Annotated in this window: 24 protein-coding genes and 1 riboswitch; of the genes, 20 read left to right on the top strand and 4 right to left on the bottom strand. The window is 41.8% G+C overall.

What is annotated here, in order from left to right:
• Positions 1-98 precede the first annotated feature (98 nt).
• The 4 genes from P5G49_RS07585 to P5G49_RS07570 all read left to right on the top strand — a co-directional run bounded on the left by P5G49_RS07585 (position 99) and on the right by P5G49_RS07570 (position 2,569).
• Positions 99-1,283, top strand: a complete 1,185-nt coding sequence (locus tag P5G49_RS07585; RefSeq protein ID WP_301242893.1) for an acetyl-CoA C-acetyltransferase — start codon at positions 99-101, stop codon at positions 1,281-1,283.
• Between the two features lie 18 nt (positions 1,284-1,301).
• Positions 1,302-1,556: a YqkE family protein gene (locus P5G49_RS07580; protein ID WP_301242892.1), complete on the top strand. Its 255-nt coding sequence runs from the start codon at positions 1,302-1,304 to the stop codon at positions 1,554-1,556.
• A 111-nt stretch (positions 1,557-1,667) separates the two neighbouring features.
• Complete coding sequence (locus P5G49_RS07575) at positions 1,668-2,219, top strand: YhcN/YlaJ family sporulation lipoprotein (protein WP_301242891.1); 552 nt, start codon at positions 1,668-1,670, stop codon at positions 2,217-2,219.
• Between the two features lie 191 nt (positions 2,220-2,410).
• Positions 2,411-2,569, top strand: coding sequence for an aspartyl-phosphate phosphatase Spo0E family protein (locus P5G49_RS07570; RefSeq protein WP_301242890.1), 159 nt, complete (start codon positions 2,411-2,413; stop codon positions 2,567-2,569).
• Between the two features lie 51 nt (positions 2,570-2,620).
• On the opposite strand, the gene P5G49_RS07565 is transcribed toward P5G49_RS07570, so the two are convergent.
• Positions 2,621-3,715, bottom strand: a complete 1,095-nt coding sequence (locus tag P5G49_RS07565; RefSeq protein WP_301242889.1) for a branched-chain amino acid aminotransferase — start codon at positions 3,713-3,715, stop codon at positions 2,621-2,623.
• Positions 3,716-3,913: 198 nt separating this feature from the next.
• Here P5G49_RS07565 and P5G49_RS07560 point away from each other — a divergent pair, with 198 nt between their 5' ends.
• The 4 genes from P5G49_RS07560 to P5G49_RS07545 all read left to right on the top strand — a co-directional run bounded on the left by P5G49_RS07560 (position 3,914) and on the right by P5G49_RS07545 (position 8,200).
• A complete protein-coding gene (locus P5G49_RS07560; RefSeq protein ID WP_301242888.1) occupies positions 3,914-5,032 on the top strand; it encodes an NAD(P)/FAD-dependent oxidoreductase in 1,119 nt (372 codons plus the stop codon).
• Between the two features lie 86 nt (positions 5,033-5,118).
• Positions 5,119-6,216: a carbohydrate kinase gene (locus P5G49_RS07555; protein ID WP_301242887.1), complete on the top strand. Its 1,098-nt coding sequence runs from the start codon at positions 5,119-5,121 to the stop codon at positions 6,214-6,216.
• Complete coding sequence (locus P5G49_RS07550) at positions 6,213-7,124, top strand: pseudouridine-5'-phosphate glycosidase (RefSeq protein ID WP_301242886.1); 912 nt, start codon at positions 6,213-6,215, stop codon at positions 7,122-7,124. The genes P5G49_RS07555 and P5G49_RS07550 overlap by 4 nt, the downstream gene beginning before the upstream one ends.
• Positions 7,125-7,429: 305 nt before the next feature.
• Positions 7,430-8,200: an exodeoxyribonuclease III gene (locus P5G49_RS07545; RefSeq protein ID WP_301242885.1), complete on the top strand. Its 771-nt coding sequence runs from the start codon at positions 7,430-7,432 to the stop codon at positions 8,198-8,200.
• Between the two features lie 79 nt (positions 8,201-8,279).
• Here P5G49_RS07545 and P5G49_RS07540 read toward each other — a convergent pair whose 3' ends face one another.
• Positions 8,280-8,609: a KGG domain-containing protein gene (locus P5G49_RS07540; protein ID WP_301242884.1), complete on the bottom strand. Its 330-nt coding sequence runs from the start codon at positions 8,607-8,609 to the stop codon at positions 8,280-8,282.
• Positions 8,610-8,825: 216 nt separating this feature from the next.
• Positions 8,826-8,927, top strand: a riboswitch (purine riboswitch).
• Positions 8,928-9,074: 147 nt separating this feature from the next.
• Between P5G49_RS07540 and P5G49_RS07535 the strand changes: the two genes are divergently transcribed.
• Positions 9,075-9,662, top strand: a complete 588-nt coding sequence (locus P5G49_RS07535; RefSeq protein ID WP_301242883.1) for a xanthine phosphoribosyltransferase — start codon at positions 9,075-9,077, stop codon at positions 9,660-9,662.
• Positions 9,659-10,963: a nucleobase:cation symporter-2 family protein gene (locus P5G49_RS07530; RefSeq protein ID WP_301242882.1), complete on the top strand. Its 1,305-nt coding sequence runs from the start codon at positions 9,659-9,661 to the stop codon at positions 10,961-10,963. The genes P5G49_RS07535 and P5G49_RS07530 overlap by 4 nt, the downstream gene beginning before the upstream one ends.
• 55 nt (positions 10,964-11,018) lie before the next feature.
• On the opposite strand, the gene P5G49_RS07525 is transcribed toward P5G49_RS07530, so the two are convergent.
• Positions 11,019-11,234, bottom strand: coding sequence for a hypothetical protein (locus tag P5G49_RS07525; protein ID WP_301242881.1), 216 nt, complete (start codon positions 11,232-11,234; stop codon positions 11,019-11,021).
• A 104-nt stretch (positions 11,235-11,338) separates the two neighbouring features.
• A complete protein-coding gene (locus P5G49_RS07520) occupies positions 11,339-12,241 on the bottom strand; it encodes an aldo/keto reductase (protein WP_301242880.1) in 903 nt (300 codons plus the stop codon).
• Between the two features lie 104 nt (positions 12,242-12,345).
• On the opposite strand from P5G49_RS07520, the gene P5G49_RS07515 reads away from it, so the two are divergent.
• The 10 genes from P5G49_RS07515 to P5G49_RS07470 all read left to right on the top strand — a co-directional run bounded on the left by P5G49_RS07515 (position 12,346) and on the right by P5G49_RS07470 (position 19,558).
• The gene (locus P5G49_RS07515) at positions 12,346-12,894 is read left to right on the top strand and encodes an NUDIX hydrolase (RefSeq protein WP_301242879.1); all 549 of its coding nucleotides are present in this window, start codon (positions 12,346-12,348) and stop codon (positions 12,892-12,894) included.
• A 51-nt stretch (positions 12,895-12,945) separates the two neighbouring features.
• On the top strand, positions 12,946-13,128 hold the full coding sequence (locus tag P5G49_RS07510) for a hypothetical protein (RefSeq protein WP_301242878.1): 183 nt from the start codon (positions 12,946-12,948) through the stop codon (positions 13,126-13,128).
• A 45-nt stretch (positions 13,129-13,173) separates the two neighbouring features.
• A complete protein-coding gene (locus P5G49_RS07505) occupies positions 13,174-13,686 on the top strand; it encodes a hypothetical protein (RefSeq protein ID WP_301242877.1) in 513 nt (170 codons plus the stop codon).
• An 86-nt stretch (positions 13,687-13,772) separates the two neighbouring features.
• The gene (gene fur, locus P5G49_RS07500; protein ID WP_301242876.1) at positions 13,773-14,231 is read left to right on the top strand and encodes a ferric iron uptake transcriptional regulator; all 459 of its coding nucleotides are present in this window, start codon (positions 13,773-13,775) and stop codon (positions 14,229-14,231) included.
• A gap of 82 nt (positions 14,232-14,313) precedes the next feature.
• Positions 14,314-15,213: a site-specific tyrosine recombinase XerD gene (xerD, locus tag P5G49_RS07495; RefSeq protein WP_301242875.1), complete on the top strand. Its 900-nt coding sequence runs from the start codon at positions 14,314-14,316 to the stop codon at positions 15,211-15,213.
• A gap of 37 nt (positions 15,214-15,250) precedes the next feature.
• Positions 15,251-16,444 carry a phosphopentomutase gene (gene deoB / locus P5G49_RS07490; protein WP_301242874.1) on the top strand — a complete coding sequence of 398 codons (1,194 nt, stop codon included), beginning with the start codon at positions 15,251-15,253 and terminating at the stop codon, positions 16,442-16,444.
• Positions 16,445-16,458: 14 nt separating this feature from the next.
• Positions 16,459-17,757 carry a pyrimidine-nucleoside phosphorylase gene (locus P5G49_RS07485; RefSeq protein WP_301243117.1) on the top strand — a complete coding sequence of 433 codons (1,299 nt, stop codon included), beginning with the start codon at positions 16,459-16,461 and terminating at the stop codon, positions 17,755-17,757.
• A 222-nt stretch (positions 17,758-17,979) separates the two neighbouring features.
• Positions 17,980-18,330, top strand: coding sequence for an anti-sigma factor antagonist (locus tag P5G49_RS07480; protein ID WP_301242873.1), 351 nt, complete (start codon positions 17,980-17,982; stop codon positions 18,328-18,330).
• On the top strand, positions 18,320-18,766 hold the full coding sequence (gene spoIIAB / locus P5G49_RS07475; RefSeq protein WP_301242872.1) for an anti-sigma F factor: 447 nt from the start codon (positions 18,320-18,322) through the stop codon (positions 18,764-18,766). Before P5G49_RS07480 ends, spoIIAB begins: the two co-directional genes overlap by 11 nt.
• A 3-nt stretch (positions 18,767-18,769) precedes the next feature.
• Complete coding sequence (locus tag P5G49_RS07470; RefSeq protein WP_301242871.1) at positions 18,770-19,558, top strand: SigF/SigG family RNA polymerase sporulation sigma factor; 789 nt, start codon at positions 18,770-18,772, stop codon at positions 19,556-19,558.
• Positions 19,559-19,561 lie beyond the last annotated feature (3 nt).

Here is a 19,561-nt window from a genome sequence, read left to right as displayed (position 1 = left end):
CTATATATATTGTACTGAAGGGATGCTATAAAGGGCAATTCATAAAGAAGAAATTTTCGGGATTATGAAAGCGTCATCAAAAGATAGGGGGAAGCGTTTTGTCGAATGAAGTTGTAATCGTCAGTGCAGTACGCACAGCAATCGGCTCTTTTTTAGGGTCATTAAAAGATGTATCAGCGACCGAGCTTGGTGGTATTGTTATTAAGGAAGCACTTTCGCGGTCAGGCGTTAAGGCTGAAGATGTCGATGAAGTGATTATGGGTAATGTATTGCAATCTGGTTTAGGTCAAAATCCGGCTCGGCAAGCAGCTATTAAAGCCGGTCTACCGGAAACAGTACCCGCTTTGACAATCAATAAAGTCTGCGGTTCGGGCTTGAAGGCAGTTCACCTTGCCAGACAGGCTATACTTGCAGGTGACGCGGATATAGTTGTTGCAGGTGGGATGGAAAACATGAGCCAAGCCCCGTTTTTATTGAAAAATGCACGTGAAGGTTTTAAGATGGGTGATCAGAAAATTGTTGACAGTATGATTTCTGACGGACTCTGGTGTGCCTTCAATGATTATCATATGGGGATTACTGCAGAAAATTTATGTGAACGCTATTCATTAACAAGGGAAGAACAGGATGCATTTGCGGCAGCTTCACAGGAAAAAGCAACGGCTGCAATTGAGAATGGAAAGTTCAAAGAAGAGATTGTTCCAGTAGAAATACCTCAACGTAAAGGCGATCCAGTGATCTTTGATACGGACGAGTATGTAAAAGTAGGAACAACAGTCGATAAACTTGCCAAACTACGCCCAGCATTCAAAAAAGAAGGCAGTGTAACGGCTGGAAATGCATCGGGCATCAATGACGGTGCTGCGGCATTTGTCATCATGTCGAAGAAGAAAGCCGAAGAATTAGGTGTCAAACCTCTTGCTCTCATCAAGGCCAATGCAAATGCGGGTGTGGATCCATCTGTTATGGGTATTGGACCTGTACAAGCAGTGAAAAATGTTCTTGAAAAATCAGGAATGGAATTGTCGAATATTGACATTATTGAAGCGAATGAAGCATTTGCTGCTCAATCACTCGCTGTAGATCGTGAGCTTCAATTTGATAAAGATAAATTGAATGTCAATGGCGGTGCTATTGCTCTTGGTCATCCGATTGGTGCGAGCGGAGCTAGGATTCTCGTTACATTGCTGCATGAAATGAAACGACGTGATGCAAAAACCGGCCTTGCCACACTATGCATCGGCGGGGGACAAGGCGTGGCTACAATCGTTCAACTTCCATAATGAAAGAAGGTGAACTGTATGGCAAAGAAAAAATCAAAGAAGCAACAACAAACACCACAAAAATCAGAGACTGAAAAAACAACACTTATGGATGCCCTCGATTCGGATATTGTCTCTAAATTGAAAGAGGCAAAAAAAGAGTTGCTGGCTAGCGCTCAGGCCAAGGAAGAAGAGCATCTCGAAAAAGTTCGGCAAGAAAAAATCGAACGGGAAAAGAATAAAACTTTCGCAGAGCTATTGAATGAGTATGGAGATAGTGCCTCAAAATATTAGCAGATGCACAAAAAAACGGATGGGTTTCTCATCCGTTTTTTTGTTGTATGTATAGAAAATCGAATTTTAGACATGCTTATTTATGACAATCAAACAAGGAGTGATTCATCAATGAAAAAACTGGCTCTGCTTCCACTATCCCTGCTTTTGATGGTTTTATTAATCGGATGTGGAACGACGAAAACTGATAAGAATACAACGAATAACAATGCTGCAAATGACATGAATAGGACCGGGGAGAGCGCTGCAGGAACAAACGGTACAGGTACAAACGGTACAATGAACAACAATCAAAATCACAATAATGGTACTGTGAACAATACTACCGGTGAATCGAATGTCGAAGTTGCGGACGATGTTGCTGATAAAATCGCTGCGCTAAAAGAAGTGGAAAGTTCTAATGTTTTAGTGACTAACCACAACGCTTATGTAGGGGTCGTATTAAAGAATGGTTTCAAGGAAGACGAGGCATTAAAGACTAAGATTGCGGATGAAGTGAAGAAAGTACGCACTGACTTCAATAATGTGTACATTTCTTTTAACCCAGACGTAGCTAAAAGTTTTACGGAATATGGAAATCAAATCCGTGCAGGTCACCCAGTGGCGGGTTTCTTTGAAGAAGTAACGCAAAGCCTTCATCGTATGTTCCCTGAAGCAAGATAATTCTTTCTAAAAACGGTTTTATAAGTGAAAAGGATGGGTATGTATATAATATACATGCCTATCCTTTTCAATTGTGACGGATTTATGACAAATGTTTATTTATAGGTTTCTTATTACATAAACCGACATTTTTTTTAAGTAAAGTCGATTATGATGAGCAAGGATAAAAAAGTGATGGAGGATATGTAGCAATGGGATTAATTGAAAAGCAAACATTAACATTGATGATTCATATCAAAAGAACCGAGATGGTCGAAAAGGCAAAAAATCGCGGTCTTACACATCCTGAAGTGGTAGCTTGCAGTCAGGAACTTGATGTATTATTAAATCGTTATCAAAAAATCGCATAGATTAAAACTCTAAAAAAGGCAGAGAGGATTGGAAATTCCTCTCTGCCTTACTTATGCGAGTTTGGCTAACTCGTTTTTCAGTTCAATAATCCAGTTAAACGGATCTTCTTCCTTTCCTGTTTGAATATTTGTTAGCGTGTCAAATAGTTGCTTAGCCAACGGGCCGGTTTCGCTTCCATTCACAATCATTTTATAACCATCCCAATTTAATTCTCCAACAGGTGAAATGACTGCTGCAGTACCGGTTCCGAAAATTTCCTCTAACTTTCCTGCTTCGTATGCCTCTCGGATTTCATCCATTGAAATTTTTCGTTCCGCGACAGGAATATTCCAATAGTCAAGTAACTGAAGAATCGATTTACGTGTAATGCCTTCAAGGATGCTCCCGTTAATAGCGGGAGTGACAACTTCTCCATCAATTTTAAAGAAAATATTCATACTGCCGACTTCCTCGACATATTTACGTTCAATTCCATCAAGCCAGAGCACTTGGGAATAGCCGCGTTGACCTGCAACCTCCTGGGCTTTTAATCCGGACGCATAATTCCCAGCAGTCTTGGCCCCTCCAGTACCACCCTTTACGGCTCTAACGAATTCATTCTCTACAAGTATTTTGACAGGATGGATGCCTTCTTTATAATAAGCGCCGACTGGGGATAGGATAATGAAGAATTGATATTTTTTAGCTGGAGCCACCCCTAAAAATGCTTCATTTGCAATGACGAATGGTCTGATATAAAGGGAAGTGCCATTTAGCGTTGGGATCCAATCTTTTTCGATTTGAATGAGTTTAGTTAGCGCATGCAATGCCATTTCTTCATCAATTTTTGGCATGCATAAACGATCTAATGATAAATTCATCCTTTTCATATTCTCTTCAGGACGGAAAAGCCTCACAGTCCCATCAGGTGAACGGTATGCTTTTAAACCTTCAAAGACAGTTTGGCCGTAGTGGAAAACAATTGCGGCAGGGTCTAAAGTGACTGGAGCATAAGGTACGATACGATAACTATGCCATCCTTTTCCTTCTTCATAATCCGCAGTGAACATATGGTCCGTAAAACTTCTACCGAAAACAAGTGTCTCTGGATTCGGCTTTTCTTTTCTTGAGTCGCTCAGTTTAATCTGGATGGGTGATATTTTCATGCCGATCAAATCTCCTTGGTTTTATTTTTTTGGTATGTACAACTAATAGGAATAATTATACTTCTTTGTTGGAAGAAAATAAAGATTTAAACTATTTCATTATTATTTCAATTTTGAAAACGGTTTCATTATTGCTATGTTTGTATGTATGATTTTTCGCTTGTACAATAGACCTAAAACAGAGAAAAGGTGTTTATAATGGAACGGATCATCATCATTGGAGCTGGAATACTAGGAGCTTCAGCAGCGTACCATTTGGCGAAAGAGGGGGCGGAAGTTATCATCATCGATCGGAAGGATAAAGGACAAGCGACAGATGCCGCTGCCGGAATCATTTGCCCTTGGATTTCTCAAAGGAGGAATAAAGCTTGGTATGCTTTGGCAAAAGGAGGAGCATCCTATTATCCGGAATTGATTCGACAGTTAGAAGATGATGGCGAGACCGACACAGGTTATAGGAAAGTAGGAGCAATCAGTTTGCATCGGGATATGGATAAGCTTGAAAAGATGGAAGATAGGGCTATAGAAAGAAGGAAGGAAGCACCTGAAATCGGACAAGTAACACTTTTAGATGAACGAGAAACATCCGAACAGCTACCACTATTGTCCGAAGGCTTTTCATCTGTCTATGTAGAAGGAGCAGCGAGAGTAGATGGAAGGGCGTTGAGGGATGCATTACTTAATGCAGCTACAAAACATGGAGCAACCGTTCTGCATGGCTCGGCTACTCTTGTGAGCGAGAAGAGTGAAATAACCGGCGTCCATGTTGACGGGAAGTCGTTCAAAGCAAAAAAAGTGATTATTGCTGCAGGTGCGTGGGCTTCGGAATTACTTGAACCATTGGGCTTGAATGTACAGGTTACCGGTCAAAAGGCGCAAATTATTCATTTGCATTTGGATGGACATACTACAACGAATTGGCCCGTCGTCATGCCACCGACAGACCAATACATTCTCCCGTCTGATAATGGAAAGATCGTTATTGGAGCAACACATGAAGATGAGACTAATCTCACGTCGCACGCTACTGCCGGCGGAATTCATGAGGTGTTAGATAAGGCTTTGACTGTCGCTCCAGGTTTAGGAGAAGCCGAATTTAAAGAAATACGAGTCGGTTTTCGGCCGTTTACTCCGGGATTTCTGCCTGTTATCGGTGAAGTGTTAGGTCATCCCGAGCTACTCTTTGCAAATGGCTTGGGTGCTTCAGGGTTAACAGTCGGTCCATATCTTGGAAAGCAATTAGCAAGCATTGCACTTGGACAACAGGTCGACATTGACCTTTCGTTATATGTAGTAGAGAAAGCGATCAGTATGTAAAAAACATTGTTATTAAGCATAATTTTTTGTTGCAATCGATAAAACAAAAGTTTACAATTAAAACAAATGTTTAAAGGGTGATGGAATTGAATGAAAAGGAAAGGGCTGTTCTTGACTTAATTCGAGCCAACCCTTATTTATCACAACAGGAAATGGCGGATGCACTTCGCATTTCTCGACCTTCTTTGGCAAACATCATATCCGGTTTGATCAAACAAGGAAAGATTCAGGGGAGGGCATACATTCTACCTGAAGAAAAGGAAATCATCTGTATTGGTGGTGCCAATATAGATCGGAAATTCCACTTAAATGAAAAAACCCAACTCGGAACTTCCAATCCGGCCTCAATGACAGTCTCTGTTGGAGGGGTGGCGAGGAATATAGGGGAAAACTTAGGGCGGCTTGATCATAATGTCAGGCTTTTGACAGTTGCGGGCAATGATAGCGACTGGGATGTAATCGTCAGGGAATCCTCCTCGTATATGGATGTTTCAGATGTTGGCCAATTGATCGGTAAATCTACGGGTTCTTATTCGGCTGTTTTGGATCCGACAGGTGAGCTTGTCATCGCTTTGGCAAATATGGAGATTTACGATTTCTTGACGCCAGTCTACTTGGAGGAAAAGTCGAGGATTATTTCAAACGCGTCAATGATAATCTTAGATTTGAACTGTCCGAAGGAGTCAGTCGACTATATTAAAAACCTGGCCAGCGCAAAAGGAAATCCACTTGTCATCATTCCTGTCTCTTCTCCAAAAATGAACAGGATGCCAAGTGACTTGAAAGGCGTCACATGGTTCATTTGCAATCGGGATGAAGCAGAGACATACACAGGACTGACAATTGATAATGAAGCGGACTGGGAAAAAGCTGTCCATAAATTGCTTGCGTTTGGTGCTGAAAATGTTGTGGTTACTGCCGGTTCAAAAGGGATTATGGCAGCAACTGCAGGAGGGGAAGCTATCCGTTTTCCAGCTGTCGAAAACGTACATGTTGAGGATGTAACTGGAGCGGGAGACGCATTTGTTTCCGGATTGCTTCATGGTCATTTGATTGGAGAACCATTTGAAGAGAAAGTCCATATGGGATTATTGAACGCGGCTAAGACTTTGGAAAGCTCTTTTACAGTAAGACCTGAATTGACAAGAGAACTTCTTAAAAACGAATTGGAGGAATTACAATGAAACAATATCTATCATATTCACAAGAGGTACAAGAGGCGTTTGCTGCTGGTAAACCAGTAGTCGCTTTGGAATCAACTATCATTTCACACGGCATGCCATACCCGCAAAACGTGCAAACTGCGCGTGAAGTAGAACAAATTATCCGTGAAAATGGTGCAGTTCCCGCAACAATTGCCCTCATTGACGGCATGATCAAAATCGGTCTTTCAGACGAGGAACTTGAAATGTTCGGAAATAGTCAAGGTGTTGCTAAAGCATCAAGACGGGACTTAGCGTATTTGCTCGCAACGAAACAATTAGGCGCTACAACAGTTGCCTCTACCATGATCTGTGCAGCTCTTGCTAACATTAAAATCTTCGTAACTGGCGGAATCGGCGGTGTCCACCGTGGTGCTGAGACGACAATGGATATTTCTGCAGACTTGGAAGAGCTTGCGCAAACGGATGTTGCTGTCATTTGTGCAGGCGCGAAATCCATCCTTGATCTTGGATTGACGCTCGAATATTTGGAAACAAATGGTGTACCTGTTGTCGGTTACGGAACAGATGTCCTTCCGGCATTCTTTACGCGTGAAAGTGATTTTAAACTTAATATCCGCGTGGACAACCCGGAGACAGTCGCTGACATTCTTCGTGTGAAATGGGACCTGGGCTTGAAAGGCGGCGCAGTTATTGCTAATCCGATTCCGGAAGCAGATGCAATGGAAAAGTCATTCATCGATGGAATCATTAATGAGGCGCTTAAAGAAGCTGAAGAGCAAAATATCGCGGGAAAAGACGTTACACCATTCATGTTAGGAAAAGTGAAAGACCTAACAGAAGGACGCAGCCTCGAAGCGAATATCGCTTTAGTTAAAAATAATGCGGTTGTTGGTGCAAAAATCGCAGTAGAATTGAACGCTTTATAATAGAACTTGTAGTAAGGCTGTCCAGGAAATCGTCTGGGCAGCTATTTTTGTAATGCTAACCCCGTGCTCAAGAATAGCCGTCCCGCGCTCAAGATTGCCGTTTCGTGCTCAAGAATGGCCGTCCCGCGCTCAAGATTGCCGTTTCGTGCTCAAGAATATCCGTCCCGCGCTCAAGGTTACCCGTCTCACGCTCAAAACATTCCGCCTTGCGCCCAAATCAAGCTATTCCTTAGCTATTATTCTTTGACGACACATCTATTTCTAGTACAATGAAGTGTATTGTGTTGGATGAAGGAGTTTTTAACATGAAATTGATCTCATGGAATGTCAATGGGTTACGAGCTTGCGTACGGAAAGGCTTTCTTGATTATTTCAAAGAACAGGACGCAGATATTTTCTGTATACAAGAAACAAAGCTGCAAAGCGGTCAAATCGAGCTTGAGTTGGAAGGTTATCATCAGTATTGGAACTATGCACTCAAAAAAGGATATTCGGGTACTGCAGTTTTCACGAAAGAAGAGCCGTTGAGCGTCAAATATGGCGTAGGTGATATGGATTCGGAAGATGAAGGACGAATACTAACATTGGAATTTAAGCAGTTCTATTTAGTGAATGTCTACGCGCCAAACGCACAAAGGGATTTGGCCAGACTTCCTTTCAGAATAGATTGGGAAGCAAGAATGAGAGATTACTTAATTCAGCTGAATCAACTAAAGCCAGTCATTTTCTGCGGTGATTTGAATGTTGCTCACCAAAACATCGATATTCGCAATTTCAAAACGAATGTTGGGAACTCGGGCTTTACCGATGAAGAAAGGGGGGAAATGACGGCCTTATTAAATGCCGGATTCATCGATACATTCCGTCATTTAAATCCTGAAGTTGAAGGTGGGTACACCTGGTGGTCCTATATGAGAAATGTAAGGGAAAGAAACATCGGTTGGCGCATTGATTATTTCATTGTTTCCGAGAGTTTAAAGCATTGCTTGAAAACTGCCGATATCCATCCGCATATAATGGGAAGCGACCATTGTCCGATTGTATTGGAATTGGATGTCGATGGAATAAAAGAGTAGGATAGAAAAACAGCCGGGAGAGGTGCTTGATAACCTCTTCCGGCTGTTTCGTTCCGTTGGCTAAAAGTTACTTGCTATTTTAGCGGTCGTTATTGTTGTTATTCCTATTGCGGCTGTTATTGTTGTTATAATTATCGTTTTGTTGAGCTCGGGCTTCTCCGCCTTTACGGCCGATTTCTTCATAGAAGTCCCTGTCATGATTTCTAGCGGTTGCTTCTCCACCTTTACGTCCGATTTCTTCGTAGAAGCTTCTATCATGGTTTTCAGCTGTGGCTTCTCCACCCTTACGTCCGATTTCTTCATAAAAATCTCTGTCATGATTTCGAGCAGTTGCTTCTCCGCCTTTACGCCCTGCTTCTTCTAAGGACATTTTTCCTCGATTGTTATCATTGTTGTTGTTTTTAGCCATAGTAATATCTCTCCTTTTAGTTTGATATTTTTGTAGTGGCCTACAGTTTCATATATAGCCGAAGTTGAAAAAAATAAACGAGCTACAGGTGGAATTAATCCTATTGAAATATTGGTAATGATAACGAGATAAAAGTTTTGAATTTGTGATGTTTATATACTATTCCGCGAATGAAAGACTTTGTTGAAACCTGTCGAAAACGTGATATAATTAGGTCCTAACTAACAAACATCCACTCATATAATCGCGGGGATATGGCTCGCAAGTTTCTACCGGTTCACCGTAAATGAACCGACTATGAGAAGCAAGAAGTGAAGGCATATGCTATAAATGCATATTTTCTTCACTTTATATTCGGTATTTATAAAACCGGATGATCTTGCTCCACTCATGAAAATGAATGGATGCACGATCATCCGGTTTTTTGCGTTGTTGATCGTGACAATTCAAAGGAGGAAACTTAGGTTGAAACAACTACAGGAAAAAATCATGCAGGACGGAAAAGTGCTATCCGATGAAGTGTTGAAAGTGGATACGTTCTTAAATCATCAAATCGATCCAGAACTAATGAAGGCAATCGGAGAAGAGTTCGCAGAAAGATTCAAAGATAGCGGTGTTACGAAAGTGCTTACGATTGAATCATCCGGTATAGCACCAGCAATGATGACTGGTCTAATGTTAGCTGTCCCTGTAATTTTTGCCCGTAAACGAAAGTCGTTGACGATGACTGATAATTTGCTTACAGCAAGCGTACACTCCTATACAAAAAATGAAACAAATGAAATTTCAGTGTCTAAAGATTTTCTTGAAAAAGGCGACAAGGTTTTATTAATAGATGATTTCCTTGCAAACGGACAAGTTGTTTTAGGATTACAAGACATCATCGAACAAGCTGAGGCAGACTTGGTAGGAGTTGGTATTGTAATTGAAAAAGGTTTCCAACCTGGCGGTACAACGATACGTGAAAAAAGCATCAGAGTTGAATCGTTGGCGATCATCGAATCACTTCAAAATGGACAAGTCAAATTTAAGGAAGAGGGTACCGCATTATGAAATCAACCATATTAGGCTTTCAGCATTTATTGGCAATGTACGCGGGCGCTATATTAGTACCTCTTATAGTTGGGCAAGCGATCGGGCTGACTTCCACACAATTGACGTACCTCGTGTCCATTGATATTCTCATGTGCGGGATTGCAACGATACTACAAATCATGAGCAGCCGGTTTTTTGGAATTGGGTTGCCTGTCGTTTTGGGTTGTACATTTACTGCAGTTGGTCCGATGATTTCTATCGGTGATAAATACGGAATTTCTGCAATTTATGGGGCGGTCATCGCTTCAGGTCTGATCATTGTTCTCATCAGTACGTTTTTTGGAAAATTGATCAAGTTTTTCCCGCCGGTCGTAACAGGTTCTGTTGTAACGATTATCGGAATCACTTTGATCCCTGTTGCTTTGAATAATATGGGTGGGGGAATGGGCGCCCCAGATTTCGGATCAAGTACCAACATTCTTCTGTCGTTTGGAACTCTTCTATGCATCATCCTCTTATACCGATTTACAACAGGTTTTCTTCGGTCAATCTCGATTCTTCTTGGTATGGCTACAGGCACGGTAGCGGCTATGATGATGGGCATCGTGGATTTCGGCGCTGTGAAAGAAGCTTCGGCATTTCATATATTAACGCCATTCTATCTTGCCACACCGACGTTCCATCTCATTCCGATCTTAACGATGACATTGGTAGCAATGGTTTCATTGGTGGAGTCCACTGGTGTGTACTTTGCATTGGGCGATATTACTGAGAAGGAAATAACTAAAAAAGATTTGGAAAAGGGATACCGATCTGAAGGGTTGGCTTCGTTGATCGGCGGGATTTTTAACGCATTCCCTTACACGACATTTTCACAAAACGTCGGTTTGGTCCAAATGTCCGGTGTCAAATCACGCAAGGTCATTTTAATCACAGCCATTATGCTTGTATCATTAGGTTTCATGCCGAAAGTGGCGGCAATGGCAACAGTCATTCCAACTTCTGTGTTGGGCGGAGCAATGGTGGCAATGTTCGGCATGGTTATCTCACAAGGTATCAAAATGTTGAGCAAGGTAGTAGGGGAATCACAAGAAAACGCAATGATCATCGCCTGTTCAGTAGGCCTTGGCCTTGGCGTATCTGTCGTTCCTGATATTTTCGCAAACCTTCCTGCGAGTTTCCAAATGCTAACGAGCAACGGAATTGTTTCTGGTAGTTTAACAGCAATCGCATTAAATATCGTATTCAATATGCTGCCTTCGAAAAAGCGAAAGCAAGCAAAAGCTGCACAGGTTCAGTTGACTGAACAAGAAGCTTAGAATAATACGGCAAAGAAAAACGAGACCCCTTAACAAGGTCTCGTTTTTCATTCTCTTATTTACTGTCATCAGTATCCGTGTCAGTATCAGTACCATCATCAACGTCAAGATCGACATTTGTATCTGATCCGTCATCTACATCGGCAGGTGGATTATTGATATCTACGTCCGTATCATCATCCCCATCTGCACATGCTGCGAGTAATCCTACGGATAGGAATGTCGCCGCTCCGAGTTTCAACCATTTCTTGTCTTCTGTGAGTAGTTTCATTGAAAATCTCCTCCAAGGTGTAATCATTAATTGTTGCCTACTTGTTAGATACCCCTGAAAGAGTTTCCTAATCATTACAGATTTATTTCAAAAGTGTTACAGACTTAACCTCGATGTTGTTTGTATCGATGAGATTCGGTCAATTGTGCCATGGAGGCTAACTTAGATTGATCCACTGACTTTTCATATGCCACGATTGAATCAAGTAGCTGATCCTTGGAGCTGGCGCCGATCAATGCAGATGCTACTACATCTTCCTTTAGATTGAATGCTATCGCATGGGCATGAACAGCATTGGTAGTTTCATGCAACACACCAACCGTCCTTTTCAAGTCTTTTGCGCCATACTCAACAAAGCCGTCCATCTTCTCAGCCCTCGAAATACCTTCGTCTGTCAATAATCCTTTTGCTAATGTTCCCCTTGTAATGACGGATGCACCAGCTTCACGAATCTTCGGGAACCATTCCTCTGGACGACGATCCAACAGACTGTATTGCATCATAACCGACACCGCAGAACTGTTTGTTAAAAAGCGTTCAATGACATTCGGTCGAATCGACGAAATTCCATATTGCCGGATGACTCCTTCCTTTTTCAAGTCCTCGAAAGCTTCAATCGTTCCCGTCACATTATCCTCCATCGTCCCGCCATGCAATTGATACAGGTCGATATAGTCCGTACCAAGGCGTTGCAAACTCTCTTTAACAGCCTCTTTTATATATTCCTTCGATGCATCCCAGCGCCAACCTTCCTCACCAGGTACCATCCGGTTGCCGACCTTTGTCGCAAGGATGATTTCATCACGTCGGTCTTTTAAAGCTTCACCGACAATAGATTCATTCCTGCCTCCAGCATATAAATCCGCAGTGTCAAAGAAATTGATGCCCGCGTGAATTGCTGCGTTTACAATATTTTTCACTTCGTTTAAATTATCTGGGAACGACATGCACCCGAGTCCAAGTTCCGATACATATATACCACTTTTACCAATCTCTCTTTTTTTCATCAAAAGCACCTCCACATTTGTTTTCATCCACTTCACTAAACTGTACAATGTAGAAGTTAATAGGGAAAGTATTGTTACTTGGGAAGAGAAAAGGAGTGTATAAATTGAATAATCGTTTTGAGGAAAAGACTGTTGCAAGCGAGGTTTTATTCGAAGGGAAAGTCATCTCCCTCCGTGTCGAAGAAGTTGAACTACCTGACGGGAAGTTTGCGAAAAGGGAATTAGTTGGCCATCCCGGTGCAGTAGCAATCATCGCAATAACGGATGACAATAAACTCATCCTCGTTGAACAATACAGAAAGGCATTAAATCGGTCCATCATCGAAATCCCTGCCGGTAAGATTGAACCTGGTGAAGATAATGAAGTGACTGCCCTCCGTGAATTGGAGGAAGAGACAGGTTACGGGGCACATCAATTCAACTATTTACAGTCATTTGCCACATCACCTGGTTTTGCAAACGAAATCATTCATATTTTCGTTGCGAAAGGATTATATAAAATAGAAAAGCCGGCACAAGGTGACGAAGATGAATTCATAAATATAATTGAATGTACAATCGAAGAGGCGGAGCAGATGGTGCTGGATGAAAGTATATATGATGCCAAAACGGCATTTGCGATTCTTTATGCAAAAAAACTTATAGATAATTGAGCAAATAATTATTGATTATTAAGTGGCACCAGTTGCTTGGAGTGGAAGGCGGTGACTCCTGCGAACGCCGTTACGAAGAACGGCGTTTGTGAGAAAAAGCGGAGCGTTGCGAACAGGGAGCAGTTAGCCGCTGCCTTAATTTCTGCAAAAGGCGCAGAAATACGGCAAATCGAACTCTTCGTGGTTCGATTGGAAAGCATCCGCCTGGAACGGAAAGCAACTTGTTATATTTAGGAACGGACAAGCATACGTTATAGAAACGATGCGGAGGTGAAACCTATGGTCCGTTCCTTATCATTTATCCATCTATTTATCGTACTAGCCGTCGGTTATATCGGCGGGGCATTGTTATTCAGGGAAATTCCAGTCGTTGCATCCGAAAACTGGATCGGGTTTTTCGATTCAAGAGTTATCTCGTCCAGTGAAGGAAGTTTTATAAGACCTTTATTGACGTTAATTATATTTTTCATTGTTGCATTTCTTCTTTCGATGAATAGTAAAACAAGACATGCCATTCTTTTTGTCGGTGCGGTTAAGTGCGTTTTATTTGGATTATCATCTTCATACCTTCTCTCTTCTGGGATGAAGTTATGGGCATATACAATCTGGTGGTTCCCGTTCCAACTCGTAACTTGCTATCTTTATCTACTATATTGCGTTGTATTAAGTCCATCATTCTTCCATAGAATCTCAAGGAATAGGCGAAACTTGCAGGCCATTCCTATATTGGCAGGACTATGTGTTTTGATATTTTTAATAGAAATGACGATTTTTCATTTTCTAATCAAGTAATCCGTTTGTTAGGTTCATATTCCCTTTCTGTTGTCACACTCAACGCCCATTTGATATAATGGATTTAGTGTTGAGGGGGGCGTCATATGGAGAGCCGGATTGAACGGATTAAAAAGCAATTGCACGGGGCCAGCTATAAGTTGACGCCTCAGCGGGAAGCTACGGTCTTAGTCCTTCTAGAAAACGAAGAAGATCATTTAAGTGCTGAAGACGTTTTTTTACTTGTTAAAGAGAAGGCGCCGGAAATTGGGCTGGCCACTGTCTATCGGACATTGGAACTGCTGACGGAATTGAAAATTGTCGACAAGATCAATTTTGGTGATGGTGTCTCCCGATATGATTTGAGACAAGAAGGAGCATCACGTTTTCACCATCATCTTATTTGCATTGAGTGTGGAAAAGTTGCCGAAATTCAAGAAGATCTCTTGGGCGATGTGGAGAAAATTGTCGAAAGTCGATACGGTTTTACTGTTAAAGACCATTGGCTGACATTCCACGGAATCTGTCAGAGCTGTAAATCTTCGGGAAATGATAGTAAAAAGTGAAGGGGGGGATGGCGAGATGCTGTCCCTTTTTGTCATTTATGAGTAGAGGAGGAAATGGCATGCACCATATTGCCTGTTCAAAATGAAAGATGGTATGTTTGCGTTGGAAGATTATATTCACTTTCTAAAAGTTGAAAGGCAACTTTCCAAAAATACAATTTTATCGTATAAACGGGATCTTGTTGAATATATCGGTGCGATGGAGAAAAACGGCGTTGAATCGATTGATAAAATCGATCGTAATGCTATATTGCGACATTTACATAAATTGAAAGAAGAGGGGAAATCTTCACGGACGATTGCAAGGCATATTTCTTCGGTAAGATCTTTTCATCAATTTCTATTAAGAGAAAAAGTAACGACACAGGATCCAACCGTACATCTGGAAATGCCTAAGCTTGAGCAAAAATTACCGTCAGTACTTTCAGTTGCGGAAGTTGATAAGCTAATATCAATGCCTGAGAGTAGTAAGCAACAAGGAAAAAGGGATATCGCCTTGTTGGAATTGCTATATGGAACCGGGATGCGTGTTAGTGAATTGATCGATCTTGATGTGGAAGATGTTCATCTATCAATGGGATTCGTCCGTGTATTCGGTAAGGGTGGCAAGGAAAGGATCATTCCACTTGGCGGCGGTGCTATAAGAGCATGTACTTCCTATTTAAGGGAAGCTCGTCCTGAGTTTATAGCGAAAACGAAGGGGACGAGTGCCTTTTTCGTCAATATGAGGGGAACCCGTTTGACGAGGCAAGGTTGTTGGAAAATATTAAAAGGATATGCCGTGAAAGCGGGTATACAAAAAGAACTGACGCCACATATTTTACGTCATTCATTTGCCACACATCTTATTGAAAACGGGGCTGACATTCGTGCGGTTCAAGAAATGCTTGGACATGCTGATATTTCCACAACACAGATTTATACACACGTGAGCAAGGCAAGACTCAAGGATGTTTATGTGAAATACCATCCAAGAGCTTAAACATCTATAAGCTTGTAATTGAACTGGAGGAATCAATATGGAAAAACAAAATTTTAAACGCATTCATTTAATCGTACTTGACTCGGTAGGAATCGGGGAAGCTCCTGACGCCGAGCTATTCGGGGATATAGGTGCGGATACACTTGGGCATATCGGAGAAAGAATGGGCGGCTTGAATATGCCGAACATGGGAAAATTGGGTTTATCAAATATAAAGGAAATCGAAGGAATTGCTGTCGAACCAAATCCGATCGGTCTTTACGGAAAAATGCAAGAAGCCTCGGTTGGTAAAGATACAATGACTGGCCACTGGGAAATAATGGGACTTAATATCGATAAACCATTTAAAGTGTATCCGAACGGGTTCCCGCAGGAGCTAATTGATGAGTTGGAGTTACGGACGGGAAGAAAGGTAATCGGCAACAAACCTGCGAGCGGAACTGGAATCATTCAAGAACTTGGCGAAGAGCATATGAAAACAGGCGCAATTATTGTCTATACATCAGCAGATCCAGTACTTCAAATCGCAGCGCACGAAGGAATCATTCCAATTGAAGAGCAATACCGCATTTGCGAAATTGCGCGTGAGATTACATTAAAACCTGAATTCCTTGTTGGAAGGGTTATCGCAAGACCGTTCGTCGGCGAACCAGGCAATTTCATCCGTACGACAAACCGTCATGACTATGCGTTAAAACCTTTCGAACGAACTGTCATGAATGAATTGAAAGATGCGGGTCAAGCGGTGATTGCAGTCGGTAAAATTTCTGACATTTTCAATGGTGAAGGTGTTACGGAAGCAGTACGGACCGTTAGCAATATGGATGGTGTTGATAAATTACTTGACGTCATGAAATCCGATTTTCAAGGATTAAGCTTCACAAATCTTGTCGATTTTGATGCATTATACGGCCATCGTAGAGATCCAATAGGCTACGGAAATGCACTACAGGAATTCGATGCGCGTATCCCGGAAATCATGAATTCCCTCAAAGATGAGGATTTATTGATAATCACTGCGGATCATGGAAATGACCCGGTTCATAGCGGAACCGATCATACAAGGGAGTATGTACCACTAATCATATTCTCACCATCATTTAAAAAGGGCGGCGAATTGCCTTTACGGAAGACATTTTCGGATATTGGTGCAACGATTGCTGATAACTTCAATGTCAAGTTGCCCGAGAATGGAGAAAGCTTCTTAAGTTTATTAACGGAAAAGGTGTGATGACTGTGTTCAGAATGGTTGACATTATTGAGAAAAAAAGAGACGGGGAAACGTTGACGAAAGATGAGATAACATTTTTCATCGATGGCTATACAAACGGCTCCATTCCGGATTACCAAGCAAGTTCATTTTTAATGGCGGTGTATTTCAAGGGAATGACAGCGGAAGAACAAGGGCATCTAACAATGGCGATGGTTGAATCTGGCGATCAGATCGACTTATCCGCGATTGAAGGGGTAAAAGTAGATAAACACTCCACCGGTGGTGTAGGGGACACAACAACGCTTATTTTAGTGCCATTAGTGGCGGCATGCGGTGTGCCAGTAGCCAAAATGAGTGGAAGGGGTTTAGGTCATACTGGCGGTACATTGGATAAGCTTGAATCAATTGAAGGATTTCATATCGAACTCACCGAGGAACAGTTCGTCAAACAGGTTAACGATCTCAAACTTGCAGTCATCGGGCAGAGTGGTAATTTGACTCCTGCCGATAAAAATCTGTATTCATTGCGTGATGTCACCGCGACCGTAAACAGCATTCCGCTTATAGCAAGTTCCATTATGAGTAAAAAAATTGCTGCAGGCGCTGATGCCATCGTCTTGGATGTTAAAACCGGTGAAGGTGCATTTATGAAAACGGTAGAGGATGCGGAAGCATTAGCCCATTCGATGGTGTCGATCGGCCATCAAGTTGGCCGCGATACAGTTGCAGTCATTTCCGACATGAGCCAGCCATTGGGCTATGCAATCGGGAATGCCCTTGAAGTCAAAGAGGCGATTGAGACACTAAAAGGTCATGGTCCGGAAGATTTGACGGAACTTTGTTATGTGTTAGGAAGCAAGATGATTGTAGCTGGGAAAAAAGCTGAGTCGATTGAGGAGGCGCGCGGTATGTTGGAAGCTGTCATTGCGGACGGCTCAGCTTTGGAATTATTCGGTCGGTTAATCGAAGCTCAAGGAGGGGATGCACGAATCGTCCATGACACGTCATTATTGCCAACTGCAAAATACGAAATCGAAGTTCCTTCATTGACTTCAGGAACCATTTCTAAAATGGAAGCAGACGAAATAGGTGTCGCTGCAATGCTCCTTGGAGCTGGGAGAGCGACAAAGGATGATGAAATTGACTTGGCTGTCGGCATTATCTTAAAGAAAAAAATTGGTGATAAAGTTACAGTTGGCGAACCGTTAGCTATCATTCATTCCAACAGTGAAAACGTGGAAAAATCAATTGAATTGATCCAAAATCATATCCATATTTCGGATAGTATACAGGAAAAACCTGAGCTGATTAAAAAATTGATTACAGAATGAAATAGACCATTCCTTGAACATGAAAAATGTTCGAGGGATGGTTTTTAGGTTTTAAGAAATTATTTCCTTTCATGTGTAAACCGTCCTTAAAATGGATAGGCTTTTAAGGTAGAACACAATGTCGAAAGGTAGGATATTTGAGAATTATATGACTACTTTTGTCAAGCGAAAGGGTTTTCCACTTCCTGTGTTGAATAGTTCCGCATAAAGGAGGGATTCAGCATGGCTGAAATTAATCAAATAGATGGAATAATGGTTGTAACACTATCAGGGGAGTTGGACAATCTGGAAGCAAACAAGATTCGTTCCACAATATCTTCTTCTATCTTCACGGGGAAAATACGGGGAATCGTTTGGGATTTGAGCCGTCTTGGATTCATGGACAGCGCAGGGATTGGACTTATCTTAGGAAGGATGCGCGACCTCGCACCTTACAATGGGGAAACCATCATCCTAAATCCATCAGCGACAATGGAAAAGATTTTTTCCTTTTCTGGTTTGGGTCCTAATATCAGGCGTGGCTCTGTCGACAGTGTAATTGGTGAAATCGGAGGGGTCTTATATGAGAAATGAAATGACATTATCGTTCGTTGCGATTGAAGAAAATGAAGCGTTGGCAAGAATGGCGATGACTTGTTTCATCACACCATTAGATCCGACACTCGAAGAGATTTCGGAGTTTAAAACAATTGTCTCGGAAGCTGTTACCAACGCAATTATCCATGGCTATAATTGCGATGGAAAAAGCTTGGTCACAATTCATGCTGTTATTGATGATAACAAGATTATTATGACAGTTGAGGATCAAGGTGAAGGAATTTTCGATGTTGAACAAGCGATGGAGCCTATGTTCACGACAAAGCCTTTATTGGAAAGATCAGGTATGGGGTTTACGATTATGGAAAGCTTTTCAGACAGTCTCTCTGTCGAGTCAATGCTTGGAAGTGGAACGGTAGTTCGATTTGAGAAAACGTTTTCTCCGGTCACGGAAGTAAGCAGAATGAGGTGACCGATGGATACATCTGTTGAGAGACAAGATGCTCTTTTGTCCCAGGAAAAAATGAGAGATCTTATCCAACAATCGCAAGATGGGGATAAGGACGCAAGACGCATGATGGTTGAGGGGAATACTCGACTGGTTTGGTCCATTGTTCAGCGCTTTGCATCGCGAGGAGCAGACCTTGAAGACCTGTTCCAAATCGGCTGCATCGGTCTTATGAAATCGATAGACAAATTTGATTTGACCTATGATGTGAAATTTTCCACTTATGCGGTGCCTATGATAGTTGGGGAGATTCAACGTTTCTTGAGAGATGATGGCATGGTGAAAGTAAGTAGATCGATTCGCGAATTAAGTTTTAAAATCCGACATGCAACGGATGATTATATTAAAAACCATGGTAAATCCCCTTCCGTTTCAGAAATAGCTGAGGCGTTGCAAGTAACTGTCGATGAGGTGATTTTAGCGTCCGATGCATTAAGAGATCCAGCTTCCCTTCATGAGCAACTTTATGAAAATGAAGGCGATAGTTTGACATTGATGGATCAGCTTCGGGACGATCGTTCTGAAAGATTTTTCGATCATATACCTCTCAGAGACGTAGTTTCAAAACTTAATAAACGTGATCAGACAATCATCTATATGAGGTATTATCTTGACTACACACAAAGTGATATTGCCGAAAGAATCGGCATTTCCCAAGTACAGGTTTCCCGTTTGGAAAAAAAGATACTTGCCCAATTGAAGACATGGATGAGCTCCCAACAAGATGAAAGTGACAAAAAAGTGAGGGCGGATTAACAT

Source organism: Sporosarcina highlanderae, from assembly GCF_030433715.1.
GTDB lineage: Bacteria > Bacillota > Bacilli > Bacillales_A > Planococcaceae > Sporosarcina > Sporosarcina highlanderae.
The sequence above is the reverse complement of the archived record's forward strand: the minus strand, read 5'-3'. Positions and strand labels throughout refer to the sequence as shown.